Origin of the sequence: Pontibacter ummariensis, from assembly GCF_900188175.1 — a bacterium.
Taxonomy (GTDB): Bacteria; Bacteroidota; Bacteroidia; order Cytophagales; family Hymenobacteraceae; genus Pontibacter; species Pontibacter ummariensis.
Genome location: NZ_FZOQ01000009.1, coordinates 83,194 through 100,807, shown reverse-complemented (window position 1 = coordinate 100,807; position 17,614 = coordinate 83,194). Strand labels below are relative to the sequence as shown.

Here is a 17,614-nt window from a genome sequence, read left to right as displayed (position 1 = left end):
CTGCCGTCTCGTATTTTATGGGGCTTCTCCTTCTCGAGGTCCAGCTAACCTTTCAAAAGACGATGCCTTTGCCTGATCCTGGCGTTAGTCTCTATAAGCGGAAGTGCTCTCTGATAAAATAGTCCTTGCCGAGGCAATATGCTATCGGTAAAGCCCTGGCTAGACCCTTATGCCTGTTCCTAGTTTTTATTTGCTATGGAGACTAAAGGAGTGGTTACAGGGGTAACTTCCATCGGCTTTGGCAAGGCTTTCAAGCCAAAGGGTATCCGCAGCCAGTTTACCTGCATAATGAGGTAACGTACCACTCCAAAGCAGAACAGGAAGGTGCCAAAAGAGATGATACAGAACTTCGTGCTAAGGGCCAGGGGAAAGTCGTGGAGGAAGTAGCCTAAGGCCACGATGACCGTTTGGTGTAGGATGTAGAAAGGATACACCATTTCGTTCGCCTGTTGCAGGTACCTGGACCGGAAGTTGAGGTGCTGCATGGCAAAACCCAAAATAGCCATCAACCAGAACCAGCGGTTCGAAGACTTCACCAGGAAGTACAGCTTCAGCGAAATACCAGTAAGCTCCTTATCAGTAAGCCAATAAGAAGTGTAGAGTACAGTAACTGTAGTAAGCCCCAGGACCAGGCTGTGCCAGCGTGCCTGGCGCACCAGTTCTTGTAAGAAGGGGGCTTTCATCAGCAGGAAGCCCACAAGAAACATAGTCACGTACAAAAAGTGATTAGCCCAATCATCCACCAAGGCATGGGTGGCGGGGAAACGCTCGTTTAACAGCACAGCCCCCAAGCAAAGCCACAGGGCCGGAAACAGCAGTAGCATCCAGCCTTTCGCTTTGGCCATTCTTATTGCAGTACGACGCAGGTAGGCCAGTAGCGGCAAGAATAAGAGGCTGTACACAAAAATATAGGCCAGGTACCAGAGGTGATGCCAGCTAAAGTTCCCTTTCGGGTAAGGCTCCAAGTCGAAGATGGAAGGGAAAAAGCTGAAATAGCTTCCTGCATACCCCTGTGTCAGGCGTTCAATGTATACCTGTGGCGGCACGACCAGTAGCATTCCAACAAGCAAGGGCACCAAAATGCGCTTTAGCCTGTCTTTGGCAAAGGTACCCACGCTGCGGTAGCCCAGGGCGAAGTACACACCTACTCCGGAGACAAGAAAGATCAGGGCCATACGCCACTGGCTCAGGAACAGCATGGGCCACTCTATGGCTTGGCTGAGTTGCCTGTTCTTCACATGCCACTCCCAACTCACGAAGAACATGCCGGTGTGATAAAAAATAAGGAGTGCGAAGGCCAGCACGCGCAACCAGTCGAACTCATAACGGCGGATTTTCATTTGATTTTCCATAGCGATTGTTTTGGCACAAACATCGCCATAGGAGGCTATAAAAGCGGAATCTGCCGGCAAGGGCGAGGTGCTGGACGATAGGGAAGCACTCAGACAGTCGCCATTTTACGGTACTGCCCCGGTGTTTGCCCGGTATGTTTCTTGAATGCGGCACTAAAAGCAGACTTAGACAGATAGCCTGTTAGTTCGGCCACTTCCTCTATTTTCAGATGACTAGCGTGTGGATCTGAGAGGATGGCTTTTGCCTCCTGTATGCGCAGTTCGGCCAGGTACTCGAAAAAGCTTTTGCCCAGGCACTCATTCAGGCTTTGGGAAAGATAATGCGGGGAGGTGTTCAACTGCTTGGCGAGGGCGGGAAGCGATGCGGAAGGTTGTACATAAAACCGGGACTCCTCGGCTGCCTTCAGTTTCTGGAGCAGGTCCTGCTTTGCTTCTTCGCTCAGCGCCGACTTCTCATACTTGACCTGCACCACCGGTTGAAAGAAATCAGAGCTTTTAAGCAGGCGGTAAGAAACAAAGAACAACTGCAAGGTCAGGAAGGTAGCCATCAGGTGGTCGCCCAGGTCGTTTTGGTAGTAGGCCTTGAGTAAGAAAAGCAGGGCAACGGAGGCCACAAAGAAAAAGAGCAGGAGTTTTAACCAGCCACGAAAGTAGCTGTTCAGTCCTTGAACCCGTTGCATTTCCTTTATTAACCTAAAAGCAAGGCCAATGTAAAGGGCAACATGCAGTAAGGTCAGCAGATTCACATGGGCAGAGATCCCGAAGGGGTCGACGGGAAGTAAGTGTTGTGCCGCTACCTGTGGCGCATCCGGGAAGTAGGCCCCCAGATAGGCATTCCGTTTCACACCCTCAGGCTGCAGGAGAAACAGGCTGTGGTACAGCAGGTACAGAACGAAGGGAAGAAAGTGCAGCCATTGCCTGGGCTGCCAGATTTTACCCGATAGGCTTCGTAGCAACAGGTAGGTAAGGGGCCCGATCGCGAAGTTCAGGGGTTCTGAGAAGTCAACCAGTTCCAGCGCCTGAAACATGAGCCGGGAATAGCAGAGAAATATCTCCAGAACGATGCAGGCAAAGGTAAAGGTCAGGCCCGCCAGCAGGAGGTGATGATAAGGCTGCCGGTGTGGCCTCTTACCCAGAAACAGCAAGGTCAGGAAATATCCTTGCACGAGCCCTGCCAACAGCACGGCGGCGTACAGGTCAAACCGAACAGGAATGGGGGGTATAGCCATGGAGGCAAATTTAAAGGAAATAAGTTCTCACTTTCTAAGGCAAAAAGCAAGAAGCTAAAAAAGCATCCAGGCCCTATGCAAAGCCGGGGGCAATTTGCTTTAAGGGAATGATTCCCAAACTTACGTCCAGCGGCTCAGGAACTGGTTAAAAGCATCCTTGTACTGCTCGCTAACGGCAATGTTGGTTTCCCCGATCTGCAGCTTATTGCGGGAGACAGCAGTGATCTTATCCAGGGCCACGATAAACGAACGGTGCACTCGCATAAACCTTCTGGCTGGCAGTTTCTCCTCCAGTGCCTTTAGACTGGTGAGGGACAGGACGGGTTTTGTATTGTTCTGCAGGTGTACCTTCACATAATCTTTCAGCCCTTCCATATAGAGGATGTCCTGAAAGGCTATGCGCACCAGTTGGTACTCTACTTTCAGGAACAGGTACTCGTCCTCATGCCCTGCAGTGGTCACAGTGGGGAGGGCAGGGGTTGCTTTCTGGAGCAGCTCCGCATAGGCTTGGGCTTTACTGGCTGCTTTCAGGAAATCCGCGTAATTAAAAGGCTTCACCAGGTAGTCCAGTGCGTCCACTTTATAGCCTTCCAAGGCATACTGGCTGAAGGCCGTGGTAAAGATAATCCGCGGCCCAACCCCATACTCCCCTTTATCCAGCACACGGGCCAGCTCGATACCGCTGAGGTCGGGCATCTGTATGTCCAGGAAGATTACATCGATGGACTGTTGATGGATGACCTGAAGGGCTTCCACGGCACTAGAATAACGTCCCACCAATTGCAGGAAGGGCGTTTGTTCTATAAAGGCGCTGATCATCCCCAAAGCCAGCGGCTCATCATCCACCGCAATGCAATTTAACTTCATGCTAGGTTTAGCGTTAGGTGTACCTTATACTCATTTTCCGGTGTCTTTTCTGTCACGTCCAGGGCATATTCCCCCGGGTACAGCAAATCGAGCCTTCGGCATGTGTTCGCCAGACCAATGCCGCTACTTTCCTCCAGGACCACCCGTTTCTCAGGTAAAAGGCTGTTTCGCACCTCCAGTTCCAGTTTCTTGCCTTGTTGGTGTATGCCAATGTAGATACTGCTGGGTACCAAGGCACTCACGCCATGCTTGAAAGCGTTTTCCACGAAGGGTAAGAACAGCATGGGCGCTACTTGCAGGTCCTGTAAGGAAGAAGGCTTATCGAAGGTTACTGTCACTTTCTCTGTCAGGCGCAGCCTCATCAGGTTAAGGTAGTCCTGCATAAACTCGATCTCCTTGCTGAGCAGGGTAGTGCCGGTCTGCGTCTCGTACAGCACGTAGCGCATCATGCGGGATAAGGTGTGCAGCGCCTCCCGTGCAGAGTCTACGTTGATCATGGTGAGGGCATAGATACTATGCAGGGTGTTAAAGAAAAAGTGGGGGTTGATCTGGGCCTTCAGAAAGGAAAGTTCTGTGCTGACTTTTTGCTTCTCCAGGCGCTGCCTGATCGCCTCGTCTTTTTGCCACTTCTGCACAACGCTAATCGTAGTACTGATACCTAAAAGCAGCAGGGTGCTTAGGGTAACAATGGGGTGAGGAGGATGAAGCTGGTTTGCTGGTACCTCTTCTGTCGCCCCAAAGGATTTCGCCTGATGAAACAGCCTGTGTACGTCGAGCCAGGAATCGACCAGGGTGCTTAATGAGAGGAGTAGTATGAAGGATGCAAAGATGGCTGCAATAAACCACCCAGCGCGGTTACGGAACAGTAACTGCGGCACCAGGAACTGTACGTTGAGGTAATATAACCCTATCCACAAACAAAACAGGATGCTTTGCTTTACCCAGAACGCTGTAGGCAGCTGCATATCCCACGCCAGGGGCTGGCATAAGAGCAGGAGTAACCCAAAGAATACCAACAGGTGAATAAGCAGGTATCCTTGGCGGTAAATGAAGGTCTTTGGCATTCAGGCAGTGCTTATGAGAAAATAAGATACATAAATAATGCGCTTCTAACAGAAAAGTATTTCTAATCTACCATTTCAGCCTTTTTACCGACGGTTTCGGGCCACTTTGCCTATAGAACGGCTCCCGCCAGGGAACTGCAGCATCCCCAGTAAGTCATCGGTTTGAAACCCCCAACTGTCGGCGTCCTTTTCCGGCTAATCTATTCTGTTTTTTTATTTGGTCCGGAAAAACGTGCTTTGTTTTATTCCATCGGAAACTCTACGACCATGAAGAAAAGATACTTGTCTTCTATTTTAGTTGCCTGCTTGTGCCAGTTCGCCATGGCCCAGATCCCGACAGGAGCCGGCCCGGGGCCGGGCACAGCGGTACAGAAAGGCGCCGGTAAAATTAGCGGCACCGTCATAGATGCCCTGACACAACAACCAGTCCCTTATGCTACCATAGCTTTGGTAAACCCGGCCACTAATAAGCCGGTAGATGGCACGATGGCCGATGACAAGGGAAAGTTCTCGCTCGAGCGGGTGGCAAATGGATCTTATAAAGTAGTTGTCTCTTTTATCGGTTTCGAAACCAAAACCCTGGAGGTGGAACTAACAGACCGGAACGCTTCCATTGATTTGAGTAAGGTAAGCATCAGCCCTACTGCACAGGCCCTGAAAGAGGTTAAGATAGAGGGGCAGCGTGCTATGATAGAGGAGAAGGTAGACCGGACCGTGTATAATGCGGAGAACGATGAGTCGAACAAAGGGGGGGACGCTACCGATGTGCTGCGCAAGGTGCCCATGCTGTCGGTTGACCTGGACGGCAACGTGTCGATGCGCGGCAGCCAAAACATACGGGTGCTGATCAACAACCGCCCTTCCACCATAACAGCCGGCAGTGTGGCCGATGCCTTAAAGCAAATTCCGGGGGACATGATCAAGTCCGTAGAGGTGATCACGTCGCCCTCTGCCAAGTACGATGCGGAAGGGTCTGCCGGTATCATCAACATCGTAACCAAGAAGAACACCTTGCAGGGTGGCACCCTGAGTATTGATACTGGGGTAGGATTGAGAGGCTCTAACCTGGGGCTGAACGGCAGTTACCGTATCGGTAAGATGGGCTTTTCGTTGGGTGGCTTTGGACGTGCGGGGTATAACCAGCCGGGTAGCTTTGAGAACCTGCAGACGACGGTGACAGAGGGGGAGCAGAACGTTATCCGGCAGGAAGCCGAGACCCGTAATAACATGATGTTCGGCCGCTATACCTTTGGGTGGGACTACGACATCAACGAGAAAAACTACCTGAACGGTTCGGTGCAGTATGGTCTGCGCAACTGGCATTCTTACCAGGATCCGCTGCTCACGGAACTGTACCAGGGAGGGACGGTGCTGCGTAGCACCCTCCGAGGCGTGGAGACCACCGATAACTCCGGAACAGTTGATGTGAACCTGAACTATACCCATACTTTCGACAAGCCACAGCATGAGTTCAGCGTCCTGACTCAGTTTAGCCGTAATAACCGCACCAACGACTTCCTTAATGAGATCTACAGCAGCAACGGGACGGACTTGGAGCGAAGGCTTAAAAACATCAACGAAAGTTTTAACCAGGAGTCGACGGTACAGCTGGATTATACGAACCCCATCGCCAACAACCAGCTGGTAGAGCTGGGGGTAAAGCAGATCATGCGGGAAGTAACCAGTGAGTACGATACCTTTACGGCGGAGGGCACCGGGCCATTCACAAAAGAGGGCAACACGAACCTGAGCAATGTGTTTAACTACAACCAGGACGTAACAGCCGGCTATTTGTCTTATACCCTCACAACTGCCAACCATTACAGCGTAAAGGCCGGTGCCCGGTATGAGTACACCACGATCAACTCCGATTTTGAGAATAGCGACGAGCGCGTGAGTATCCCGTCGTACGGGGTGCTGGTGCCCAGCATTAACCTCTCCAAAAGGCTGAACAGTGGTAACACCATCAAATTGGCCTATAACCGCCGTATACAGCGGCCCTCCCTGGAGTTCCTGAACCCAAACATACAGAACGCGAACCCGGCTTTTAGAACAATAGGTAACCCGGAGCTGGACCCGGAGTTCACAAACAACTATGAGTTATCTTACAGCACGTACTTTAAAACGACGATGCTGAATTTCTCAGCCTTTGCCCGCAGCACCAACAACTCCATACAGGCAGTAAGAGAAAGGGCAGAGGACGGGGTGCTGGAGACTTCATTTTTTAACATAGGGCAGGAAGAAGCCTATGGCGGTAGCCTATTCGGGAGCATTAACCTCTCAAACAAGCTGACAGTGAACGGTGGCACAGACTTTTACTATGCCGTGCTGCACAACAACGTGGAGGATCCGGACCAGCGTGCGAGCAACAGCGGCTTTGTGTACAACATCAGGGCGATGGGCAGTTATAACCTGGGGCAGGGCTGGGGCTTACAAGCCTTCGGCTTCTACCGTGGCCGGCAAGTGCAGCTGCAGGGGTACCAGGGCGGCTTTGGTATCTATAACCTGAACCTGAAGAAAGAGTTCAACGAGGGAAGAGGCAGCATTGGATTTGGTGCCGAGAACTTCCTGTCAACCACCATCAGAAGACGGGCCGAGCTCAACACGGCGACCTTCAGCCAGTCGAGCACGAATGTGTTGCATAACATGGGCTTCCGGGTAAACTTCAGTTATAGGATAGGTAAACTCACCTCGGAAGCGCCGCGCAGAAGAAGGAAAGCAGTGAACAATGATGACCTGAAGAGCGATGGCGAAAGCGGAATGCAGAATAGCGGAGGTATGCAGCAGGGCGCTGGCATGTCACAAAGCGGGGCGCCGCAGGGAGCAAGGCCGGGTGGTGTGCTAGGGCAAAGACCAGCGGGAGCACCGGCCCAGGAACGGACAACTGGTACTGAAAGCCTTCCGGCAACAGCACAGGCTGGAGGCCTATCCGGACGCTGGAGTGGCAAAGTGGGGGAGCGGGAGATAACGCTTGATCTGGTGGCGGCCGGGAATACCCTTACGGGCACAGTTGAGACACCGATGGGGCGGGTGCCGCTGTCGAATGGTGTGGTGAACGGAGAGACGTTCTCTTTCAACCTGGCTTTCGGGCCGAACACTGTTCCCTATAAAGGAACAGTAGTGGGTGGCAAGCTCATGATTTCGGTTGATTTCGGGGGGAGAGCCATGGGGGGAACCCTGGAGCGCGTGCCCTAAGGCAGGAATTAGAATAATTAGAGGGAAAAGGGCAAAATAAAGATAGCCTTACAGTTGCTACGATCATATTTTCATGTATCTTTTGTACAGTTAAACATTAAAATTATTTAACGAATAAAGTAACACCTATATGAAAAACTATCCTGTACTTCTGAGCGCGCTCGCTTTGGCTACCCTGCTTTCCGGGGCTAATGTAGTGGCCTTCAACTATCCTGCTTTAGGGAACCCTGTTACAACTGTAGCTGCCTCTACCTTGCCTGTTAACACGACGGCGAGCACGATGACCTGGAATGCGAAAAAGTTTGGTGGAGAGCATACGGGCAGCGTAAAACTGGCGAGTGGCACCCTCGATGTGAGCGGGCGCAAGTTAACCGGCGGTAACTTTGTGATTGACATGAGGTCGATCACAGACACAGACATTACAAACGCTGAGTTCAACAAAAAGCTGACGGACCACCTGAAATCAGACGACTTCTTCTCGGTAGAGAAGCACCCGACGGCTACTTTCAAGATCACAGAAGTAGCCCCCATGGCCAAGCCTAAGGCAGGAGAGCCTAACTACACGATTACCGGTGACCTGACGATCAAGGGCATTACGAACGCTGTTACCTTTCCCGCAAACGTTAGAATAGCAGGTAACAAGGCAGAGGCAGAAGCTAAAATTGAGCTGGACAGAACAAAGTGGGATATCAAATACCGCTCTGGCCTACTGGGAACAGCGGCAGACAAAGTGATCTACGATAACTTTACTATTGATCTGAAACTCGTAGCTGGTGCAGCAACCCCCTTAGCAGAGGGTAAATAGGACGGTCTTAAGCGCTTGTAATACGTATGAAGGGAGGAGAGCGAACATGATTGCTGTTGACCATGGGCATTAACAGGCGCCGCTTTTTCTCTTTTCTTGCTGCTCTGCCACTTTTCGGATTGGTACCGGCAAGTAGCTTCTTTAAGAACAAAGAAGCGTTGGCGCCTACACCCGCTTGTGATGATCCTGATGAACCGACTCCTTCCCAGACAGAAGGACCCTTTTACACCCCGCGTTCTCCTGAACGAAGCAGCTTCCTTGAAAAAGGCATGACAGGAACGCCTATCGTGCTGACCGGGCAGGTGCTTACGACCAGGTGCCAGCCGGTAAGTGGCGCTTTGTTAGATTGGTGGCATGCTGATGCCAATGGCAATTATGACAACGACGGCTATAAGTTGCGAGGGCACCAGTACACTGACAAGCAGGGGAATTTCCGCCTCAAAACCATTGTGCCCGGTCTTTACCCCGGCCGCACCCGTCACTTCCATGTAAAGGTAAAGGGGCCAGGCAAACCGGTTCTGACGACACAGCTGTACTTTCCTGGGGAGCCGGGCAATGAGCAGGACTACATTTTCAAGCCGGCCTTGTTGCTCGACGTATCTGATGGTAGAGCCGGCAAGAGAGCCAACTTTACTTTCGTACTGAAGGCCTAGGAGGGAGTGCACCGGAGACCCTTTTGAAACAAGTATTTCTATTTCATACTATTACCGAAAAAGAGCCTGGCACTGCCAGGCTCTTTTTTTACAACAAAGGCATTTGAAATTAGAGCAGCCTGGGAGAAGAGTTTCCTGGTCGGCTGAAAAAAGAAAAGCCCAGGTCAGCAGTCCCGGGCTTTTCTTTGTAGGGGTTATAGTAAAGGGTTTAGTGTCGTGGTCGGCCGCCCCAGTCGCCGCGGCCTCTGAAGCCGCCTCCATCCATGCCCTCCGGCAACTTGCCGGAGAAGTTGCGGATGTTATAGGTGAAGTTAAGCATGAAGTAACGCTGCAGCACGTTGGTCTGCACGTCCTCAATGTAAGCACCGGTTACGTTTCGCTGTACGCTCACGTTTTGCTTCAGTAAGTCGTTTACACTTAAGCTGACCTCACCTTTCTGGTTGTTGAATACTTTCTTGCTGATGCTCATGTTCCACAACAGGTAGTTGTTGTCCAGGCCTTGGGAGAGCCCTGAATTGTACTGGTGGTTTAGCTCGGTGCGGTACACCATGCCTTTCCAGAAGATCCAGTTATAGCGTAAGCTGGTCGACTGGTTAAAGTAGTTGTTATTTTGCTGAGTAAGCAGCGTGTTTTCAATCAGGTTATAGCTGGAGCTGGTGGAGATGTTAAAATCCACTTTTTCGCTGATATTGCTGCTAAGTGAAACACCTAACCTGAAGTTGCTCGAGTTCGCGTAGTTTACCTGATCGTTGACCATGCCCGGAATTCGGGAGAAGCCCAAGCCACCGTTTACGTTAAAGTTTGAAGGGATGAAGTTGACCGGACGCCCGTAGTTAAAGAAAGAGCGGACATTCCAGTAGCCGTCCAGGTTTACCGGGGTGGTCACGCGGGCACCTTCACCCAGTATGATGTCATCACTCAGTCTGGTTGGCTCCTGCACCAGGGAGGTCTGGCTACCGATGTAGTCCTGGGTTCTGGATCCCATCAGGAAGAGAAAGAAAACCTTGTTCGTTTCCCTGTCAAAGTTTCGGTAGCGCATCATCACCCTATTTTCAAAAGACTGGTTCAGGTTAGGGTTACCAATGCCTACCTGTAGGGGATTGGCATAATCCACCACGTCCTGGAGCTGCTCGATAGAAGGAGCGTCTGTATCGGCACGATAATCAACAAAGAGCGTTCTTGTTTCGGAGAACTTGTACTCTAATTGCGCCGAAGGCAGAACACTAGTAAAGGTACGGTTCAGGTCAAACGGCTCCGGGTATTCCTGGTCGTTCTGTAGTTTTGCCTGCTGGTACTCTACTTCGGCCTGTAGTCTGATCTTTTCGGTGTTGTACTGGTAGCCTACCTCGGTTTCCTGCGTCAGATACTCGCTCTGAAAGGTGTTGCTCAGGATAGGACTCAACTCGCTATAGCTGTCTGTCTGCTCCACATAGTTATAGGTCAGCTTGTCAGAGTCATTCACCCGGTTGCTCACTTCGTACTCCAACTGCACACGGCTGTTTTTACCAACTGGTTCGGTAAAGGACACATTGCCTTCCCAGGAGAAGCCGCTTCGCTCAGTATTAGTGAACTGATTCAGGTACTCATTCCTGTTCTGGTCATCATAGTACTGTGTGTTTACAATACGCAGGCGGTCGCCGTTATTCATGTTATAGCCGCCGCTGAGCCGGGTAGAAAAGACACGTCCTTCTTTGGCAAAGCTGTGGCTATAGAATAAGTCGTTGTTAAAGCTGTAGCTGGCATTGTCTGATTCCGACGCGTTTTCTGTTTGGTTTAAAAGACCCTCTTCCCAAAGGGTTTCTCCAAAGAGTGAAGAATTAGACTCGTTGTTCTGGACAGTCAGGTTTGGGGTGATGAGCAACCTGTTTCGTTCGTTCATCTTGTAGTCCAGGCGCATGTTAAAGCGGTGAAGCCTTTCGATATTCAGGCTGGTCATGGTCTCTTCGTACACCTGGCCTTCATAGGCTGGCTGCACAAAATCCTGGAAGGAATAACGGCTCTCGTCGTACTCTCGGTCGATATAGGAGTAGTTACCGCTTACCTCCATTTTTTTACCCCACATGTCGCTGTAGTTTACCCCCAGCATATTCGTGGAGATAATGCCGGTGGGTGTTCTGCCTCCCCAGCCCCCTCTACGGCCGCGCATACCCCCTCCAGGAGTTTCACCTACCGAGAAGTCCAGCATGTTAATGTTATTGGAAAGACCGGTTACGGTAAAGCGCTGATCGCCGTTAAAGAAGTTCACGGCAGCACCCACCATATAGCGTTCGTTCGTGCCATAGCCGGCAGACATCTTGCCGAACTGCCCTTTGTTGCTCCCCGGCTTGGTAACGATGTTGATTGTCTTTTCCCGATTGCCGTCGTCAAAGCCGCTCATCTGGGACTGGTCACTTTTGCGGTCAAACACCTGCACGTTTTCGATGATCTCGGCCGGTAGGTTGCGCAGGGCGGCGTCAGCATCCTGCCCAAAGAAGCGCTTCCCATCCACAAACACCTGCTTGACGTCTTCGCCCTGTGCCTGTATTTTCCCGTTCTGTACGGTGATGCCCGGCATCTTGGTCACCAGGTCTTCGGCACTGGCGTCCGGTGCTGTTTTAAAAGCACCCGCGTTGTACTGCGCCGTGTCGCCTTTCTGGTCGCCCAATGGCACACGTCCAACCACCTGTACCTCTTTCAGGGCATTGCTTTCGTCCTGTAGTTGCAATACCCCCAGGTCCACGTTCTCCCCCTGCACCTCTAAGGCCCTGGACAGTGTTTTAAAGCCCAGGTACTTTACTTCCAGGGTGTACTGGCCGGGCATTACGCCTGTCAGCCTGAACTTACCGTCGTGGTCTGTTATGTTACCGGAGTTTTTTCCCTTATGCGTCAACACGATGCTGGCACCCGGCAGTGGCGATTGGTCACTGGCACTCTTTACAGTGCCGAAGACGGCTACCCCCTGTGCCCGGGCAGAAAGCAGTGCTGTCATCAGGAGGAATAGCGTCAGTAAAGATTTTTTCATTTTGCTATAGAAGGAAAGACTGAATTACAGCTTTTGACAGGGGAGACAGCATATGGTTTAACTGTCTGTAAAAAAAATATTAGAATAAAGGAATTTTATTGAATGATGCGCCCTACACTTTGGGGAATGGCTGTAGGATTCCTTAAACCTGGGAGGGAACACAGCATAGGAGGGGGAGAGGTAGCCACATGCGCCAGGAAGCCTTAAATTCAAGTGTGAATTATGCCGGGTCGGAAACAATGGTGTAAATAGTCTCAAGAAAACTTGGTGTGGCAGGTTACTTTTGAGCGGTTCCGGTATAAAATGTTGCTACACGAAAAGGTATTTTTGCTTCCTGCACTTTTCTTACCCGTAGTCCGTTACATAGTTGTCTGAACATCCACCATGTCTGTTTTTAGCGTTGTCTCTTCCTTTTTCAAACGCAGGCTTCTGCAGCCTGTGCTAAACCTGTTGCAGCAGGGGATGACGCCGCATAAACTGGCGCTTACGGTGGCTATTGGCACAGTGGTGGGCATCGTGCCTGCCTTTGGGGTAACGACCATCACGAGTACCGCGATAGCTGCCCGACTGCGGGTGAACATTGCGGCAACGGTACTAGTGAGTTACCTGGTTCAGCCGCTTCAGTTGCTATTGGCCATTCCGTTTATCAAAGCCGGTATTTACCTTTTCGGCCTCTCTGAATTAAAGTTGTCCTTTGGTGAAATGTCCGCTATGTTCAGGGCAGACTGGCTGGAGGCACTGAATAAACTCTGGAAGGCGAACCTGGCAGGCGTGTCTGCCTGGGCACTGCTGGCCCTGCCCATGGGCGGGGTCCTTTACCTGTTGATGTTACCGCTGTTTAAAGTGGTGCTTCCGGTGCGCCAGGAGGCAAAGGTGTAATATTTTGGTGCACTAAGGGGCGCTTGAGCCAGTCTGGCAAGTAGCTTTCGTTAGCACTTGTAAAAATATAAAAGCAGCAAAGCCAGCCTTTTGAGGGCTGGCTTTGCTGTTAAGACTATCACAGGATTACGTGGTTTCCAGTATCTGAAACAGTTCATCCAGTTTTGGCGTGAGGATGATCTCTGTACGGCGGTTCTTCTGGCGGGCCTCCTTTGTTTTGGCTTCGTCCAGTGGCACGTACTTGGAGCGGCCAGATGGTGTTACCCGGGTAGGGTCTACCCCGGCATTGGTCAGGATGCGGGTGATTTCGGTGGCACGCAACACGCTCAGGTCCCAGTTATCCTGCAGACCTACCGTTCCCCTGGCTATCGGCACATCATCCGTATGGCCCTCCACCAATACGTTTACGTCCTGCTGTTCTTTCAGCACGCCTGCCAACTTACGCAGGGCTTCTTCGCCTTTCGGGTCTACCTTTGTGGAGCCGGAGTTAAACAGCAGCTGCTCAGCCAGAGACACGTATACTTTACCGTTCCGCACGTTAATGGTCAGGTCTTTGTCGTTAAAACCGAGCAGGGCATTGCTCACGCGGTTACGCAGGTTGGCCACAGCTTTTTCCTTTTCGTCCAGAATGCGCTGTAGCTCTGCCAGGCGCTGCTCGCGGGCCTTCAGGTCCGCATTCAGGCGGTCGATCTGCGACTTGCTCATGCTCAGGTTCTCGCCCAGGGCTTTTCCTTCTTTCAGGGCCTGGGCCAGGCTCTGCTCGTACTCCAGCTTCTGTTGCTCTAACTGGGCACGCTCCTCCTCCAGGTTCTCTTTTTCCCTTTCCAGAGCAGCCTTTTGCTGTTCTAGGGTTGCTTTCTCTTTCTCAAGGCCTGCTTTGTCTACCTCCAGGGCATTCTTGCGGGCCATCAGGTCCTCATACTTTTTCTTGGATACGACGCAAGAAGAAAGGGCCATACTGCCAGCCAGCAGGTAGACCGAAGCCCTCATAAAATTCTTTTTCATATACTTTGGCTAAATGTTGCTAAGGGTGATGAACAAATATAGCAAATTCTTAATTACAGAAAATCCACGCCTGCTCATATTGGTAAACTTCGGTCGCCTGCCTGTACTCTGCTTTTGCCGGGGCTACCCCCTTGGGTGCAGGTCTCTGCCCATGGCATAGTACTGTAGCGCTTGCTGCCCAATCGTAAAGGAAGCAGGACCAAGCACACGGAAGCTGTTCCGGAGGTAAAACTGCGCGGCCGGTTCATTCTCCTGAAAAACATGCAGCCACATCAGGTCGGAGCCCTTACTTTCTGCTTCGCGCAGGCGCAGATCTAACAACTGCTGGCCAAAGCCCTTGTGCAGGTACTCTTTCAGCAGATAGATTTTCTGTAACTGCACCTGCCCGGATGCTTTACTATAACTGCTTTCCGAGCCCAGCTTTAGTTTCGCATAACCCATGGCTTTGCCTTCGGCATAGGCAATCCAATACTTGTTTTCCGGGTTTTGCAGACTCCGTCTCAGTTTGGCAGACTTAAAGGTTTTCGCTAGGTATTGGGCTAGTGTAGGGGCATCAAAAAGGTAACCGAAGGTTTGGGCAAAGGTAGTGCTCCCCAGGTAGCAAAGCAGGTCTGCATCGGCGGGAGTTGCTGCCTCTGGTAATATACTTGTAAACTGTATCTCCATGGTGTTGCTATCACTTAAACAGCGGGAGCTGCGTTTCGGCTTTCTCTAAGGGTGTGGCGCCTGCCTGTGCCGCTTCCCAACCCAGCATGGCCATTTTCCGTTCCGGGCCCCAGCGGTATTCCCCAATCCCCCCCACACTTTTGATCACCCGGTGGCAGGGAATCAGGAAGGCGATGGGATTACTACCAATGGCTGTGCCTACTGCCCGTGCAGCGCTGGGCTGCTTGATGTGCTGTGCCAGCGTGGCATAAGAGGTAAAGCGCCCTTCCGGGATCTTTAACAGGGCCTCCCACACCTTTAGCTGGAAAGGCGTGCCTTTCAGGTGGAGGTTAAGCTTTTGTTCCGGCTGCCATGCCTTGTCTGTGAAAAAGGCATTTACTTGCTCGTGCTGCTGATCCCTATGCGAGCAGAGCTGTGCCTTGGGCCAGTACTGCCGCATCTCCTGCAGGGCCAACTGCTCATCTTCGTAAAAATGCAGGTAGCAGATGCCTCTTGCCGTAGAGGCAACCACGTAATCGCCAAACTGGCAGCTAGCCAGGCTGTAGGTGATCCGTGTCTTTTCTGCTCTATTTTTATACTCCCCGGGCGTGATGCCTTCCAGCGTCAGGAATAAGTCGTGCAGGCGGCCAGTGCCGGACAAGCCGCTTTGCCCCGCGGCTTCGGACAGGGTGGCGTTCCGGGCCAGTGCCGCCTTCGCATGCTTTAAGGTGAGGAACTGCAAAAACTTCTTGGGGCTTACCCCGGCCCACTCCGTGAAGGCACGCTGGAAATGGTAGGGGCTCAGGCAAACAGAGGCAGCCACTTCGTCTAGGTCCGGCTGCTCCTGTACGTGCGCTCTGATATAGGCCAAAGCCCTGGCAATTGTCTGATAATGGCTCATGCTCCAAAGGACCGAAAAGGCAGGCAGACTTTCAACCCGTTTCTTGCTGTTCTTTCCCTTTTGTGAGGCAGGGCAGGGCTTTAAAGCAAAAGCCCCTGCTGTTTGGCAAGGGCTTTTGCTTATTGCGGCTGCGTTTCTGAGCGGAAGAAACCTTTCGGATCCGGCATTTGGGCTACCAACTCCATGATATACGCGTAATCAATCTGGTTCATGTTGATCTCACGGCTCTTGTGCAGATAATCCCAGGCATCGGCGTACTTCTTTTGATAGAACTTCACTTTCGAGAGGTTATACAGGGCAAAGGCATTGGCCGAGTCAACCGCCAGGGACTGGTCGATATAACGGATCGCTTTTTTTAGCGTCTTTCTTTTGCTCTTCTCTTTGTAGAGGTTCAGGTAAGAGGATGACAGATCGGACAGTAATACCGAGTTTTTAGGATCGTAATGTAGTGCTTTTTCGTACAGGTCGATGGCCTGTGCATTCTGCCCCTGGGCTGAGGTAACAAGGCCGAAAGCCCAATAAGTGTCTTTATTATCGGGGTTCAGCAACCAGGCCAGGTTAAAGCGGTACATGGCCGTATCCACCTGCCCCTCGTTCAGGTACTCCCAGCCACGCTCTACGAAAAACTTGCTGGCCTCCTGGCGGCTCGCAAAGCTCTTGTCGCAGCTGGTCAGGAACTTTTCGTCTTTCTTCTGCTGCTCTTCTGTTTTAGGCTTATTCCCAAACATAGGCAATACGATAGGGTTCGCTTCTGCCGCTTGCTCCTGGGCAAAGCTAAATGTTGTGGCGCAGAAAAAGATTGCTGCGGCCATTAATATTCTTTTCATCATAAGGGTTGTCAGTTTAATCGCAACTGTAGCACTAATGCTATAAAAGTAAACTAAAGGCGAAAAAGTTGCAAACGGAATATATTGCACTGTTTTTTCGGCACTAGGCATGGAGTAAGAACAAATATGCGACAAATGACGTTAATTAAATGACATATTTCGTATATTTGGTACATTAACAGGAGAAAACCATGGGACAAGCACTTAAGATTGATGATAGCCTGAGCTATAAGCTGATTGATGACAAAGATGTATTTATGCTGATCAGCACCGTGCGAGAGGGGATTAAGTATGCCTTGTTTCAGGCCATAGCGGCTAAGAGCCCTTTTAGCACCACGGAGTGGTCCGGGTTCCTGCACTTGTCAGAGCGCACCTTTCAACGATATAAAAAAGAGAAGCGAACGTTCGACCCCCTGCATTCGGAGAAGATCCTGGAGATCACGCTGGTGTATAACAAAGGGGTAGAGGTGTTTGGCGACAAGGCGAATTTTGATGCCTGGCTGGAAGCGCGCAACGTGGCACTGGGCGGCATCAAGCCCAAAGAACTGCTCGACAATACGTTTGGCATCGGCCTGCTGAAAGACGAACTAACACGCATAGAGCACGGCGTATTGGCATGATCGTGTACCGCCTGAGCAAAGGCCGTTTTGCCAAGGATCTCTCCGGTAAGGGAGCCGAGCTTGCCGGTGGGCGCTGGAACAGCAAAGGAGTGGCGATGCTCTATACGAGTGAGTCCATTGCCCTCTGCACCGTGGAAGTAGCCGTGCACATGCCGCTCGGCATCGTGCCCTCAGACTATCACCTTGTGCGCATACAAGTCCCCAACAATGCTTCTTTAAAGGAAATCAAATCAACAGACTTACCTGAGGAGTGGGAGTCCTTCCCTCACCCGAACGTAACGCAGGCATTGGGCGATGCTTTTATATTGGCCTCGGAGTTCCTGGTACTCAAAGTGCCTTCCGCTGCGGTACAAGGGACTTATAACTTCCTGCTCAACCCACGCCACAAAGACTTTAGCAAGGTAAAAGTCATGGGAACAGAGCCTTTTCAGTTCGACAGGAGGCTGTTTGTGAAGGCGTAAAAGAATTTCAGAAACTTGCTCAACTTTCCTGCTGCAAGCTGTGTTGCTTAGGTACACCACCTGTACAGTTGTGTCCATTTGCGATCAGGCCGCTCGTCTGGCACATAAGC

Annotated in this window: 15 protein-coding genes; 6 read left to right on the top strand and 9 right to left on the bottom strand. The window is 51.4% G+C overall.

Features of this window, described 5'->3' with window-relative positions; genetic code table 11:
• Window positions 1-179: 179 nt before the first annotated feature.
• The 4 genes from CHB92_RS11385 to CHB92_RS11370 all read right to left on the bottom strand — a co-directional run bounded on the left by CHB92_RS11385 (window position 180) and on the right by CHB92_RS11370 (window position 4,512).
• Entirely contained in the window at window positions 180-1,352 is a 1,173-nt protein-coding gene (locus tag CHB92_RS11385) for an acyltransferase family protein (RefSeq protein WP_089319335.1), read from the bottom strand.
• Window positions 1,353-1,441: 89 nt separating this feature from the next.
• Window positions 1,442-2,581 (bottom strand): helix-turn-helix transcriptional regulator, encoded by a 1,140-nt coding sequence (locus CHB92_RS11380; protein WP_089319334.1) that lies wholly within the window; start codon window positions 2,579-2,581, stop codon window positions 1,442-1,444.
• 120 nt (window positions 2,582-2,701) lie between these two features.
• Window positions 2,702-3,448 carry a LytR/AlgR family response regulator transcription factor gene (locus tag CHB92_RS11375; RefSeq protein ID WP_089319333.1) on the bottom strand — a complete coding sequence of 249 codons (747 nt, stop codon included), beginning with the start codon at window positions 3,446-3,448 and terminating at the stop codon, window positions 2,702-2,704.
• The gene (locus tag CHB92_RS11370; protein ID WP_089319332.1) at window positions 3,445-4,512 is read right to left on the bottom strand and encodes a sensor histidine kinase; all 1,068 of its coding nucleotides are present in this window, start codon (window positions 4,510-4,512) and stop codon (window positions 3,445-3,447) included. Before CHB92_RS11370 ends, CHB92_RS11375 begins: the two co-directional genes overlap by 4 nt.
• 267 nt (window positions 4,513-4,779) lie before the next feature.
• On the opposite strand from CHB92_RS11370, the gene CHB92_RS11365 reads away from it, so the two are divergent.
• The 3 genes from CHB92_RS11365 (at window position 4,780) to CHB92_RS11355 (ending at window position 9,165) form a co-directional block, all read left to right on the top strand.
• Entirely contained in the window at window positions 4,780-7,707 is a 2,928-nt protein-coding gene (locus CHB92_RS11365) for an outer membrane beta-barrel family protein (RefSeq protein ID WP_089319419.1), read from the top strand.
• A gap of 130 nt (window positions 7,708-7,837) precedes the next feature.
• Entirely contained in the window at window positions 7,838-8,512 is a 675-nt protein-coding gene (locus CHB92_RS11360) for a YceI family protein (RefSeq protein ID WP_089319331.1), read from the top strand.
• Between the two features lie 62 nt (window positions 8,513-8,574).
• Window positions 8,575-9,165 (top strand): dioxygenase family protein, encoded by a 591-nt coding sequence (locus CHB92_RS11355; RefSeq protein WP_089319330.1) that lies wholly within the window; start codon window positions 8,575-8,577, stop codon window positions 9,163-9,165.
• A 208-nt stretch (window positions 9,166-9,373) separates the two neighbouring features.
• On the opposite strand, the gene CHB92_RS11350 is transcribed toward CHB92_RS11355, so the two are convergent.
• A complete protein-coding gene (locus CHB92_RS11350) occupies window positions 9,374-12,166 on the bottom strand; it encodes an outer membrane beta-barrel protein (protein WP_089319329.1) in 2,793 nt (930 codons plus the stop codon).
• A gap of 384 nt (window positions 12,167-12,550) precedes the next feature.
• On the opposite strand from CHB92_RS11350, the gene CHB92_RS11345 reads away from it, so the two are divergent.
• Complete coding sequence (locus tag CHB92_RS11345; protein WP_089319328.1) at window positions 12,551-13,045, top strand: DUF2062 domain-containing protein; 495 nt, start codon at window positions 12,551-12,553, stop codon at window positions 13,043-13,045.
• 126 nt (window positions 13,046-13,171) lie between these two features.
• Here CHB92_RS11345 and CHB92_RS11340 read toward each other — a convergent pair whose 3' ends face one another.
• From CHB92_RS11340 to CHB92_RS11325, 4 genes are all read right to left on the bottom strand, one after another.
• The gene (locus CHB92_RS11340) at window positions 13,172-14,050 is read right to left on the bottom strand and encodes an OmpA family protein (RefSeq protein ID WP_089319327.1); all 879 of its coding nucleotides are present in this window, start codon (window positions 14,048-14,050) and stop codon (window positions 13,172-13,174) included.
• 123 nt (window positions 14,051-14,173) lie between these two features.
• A complete protein-coding gene (locus CHB92_RS11335; RefSeq protein ID WP_089319326.1) occupies window positions 14,174-14,716 on the bottom strand; it encodes a GNAT family N-acetyltransferase in 543 nt (180 codons plus the stop codon).
• A gap of 10 nt (window positions 14,717-14,726) precedes the next feature.
• Window positions 14,727-15,596 (bottom strand): methylated-DNA--[protein]-cysteine S-methyltransferase, encoded by an 870-nt coding sequence (locus tag CHB92_RS11330; protein ID WP_089319325.1) that lies wholly within the window; start codon window positions 15,594-15,596, stop codon window positions 14,727-14,729.
• Between the two features lie 119 nt (window positions 15,597-15,715).
• Complete coding sequence (locus tag CHB92_RS11325) at window positions 15,716-16,426, bottom strand: tetratricopeptide repeat protein (RefSeq protein WP_245842496.1); 711 nt, start codon at window positions 16,424-16,426, stop codon at window positions 15,716-15,718.
• Between the two features lie 188 nt (window positions 16,427-16,614).
• On the opposite strand from CHB92_RS11325, the gene parS reads away from it, so the two are divergent.
• Together parS and CHB92_RS11315 are read left to right on the top strand one after the other, a co-directional pair.
• Entirely contained in the window at window positions 16,615-17,043 is a 429-nt protein-coding gene (parS, locus tag CHB92_RS11320) for a type II RES/Xre toxin-antitoxin system antitoxin (protein ID WP_089319324.1), read from the top strand.
• Entirely contained in the window at window positions 17,040-17,504 is a 465-nt protein-coding gene (locus tag CHB92_RS11315; protein ID WP_089319323.1) for an RES family NAD+ phosphorylase, read from the top strand. The genes parS and CHB92_RS11315 overlap by 4 nt, the downstream gene beginning before the upstream one ends.
• The last annotated feature ends 110 nt before the right edge of the window (window positions 17,505-17,614 follow it).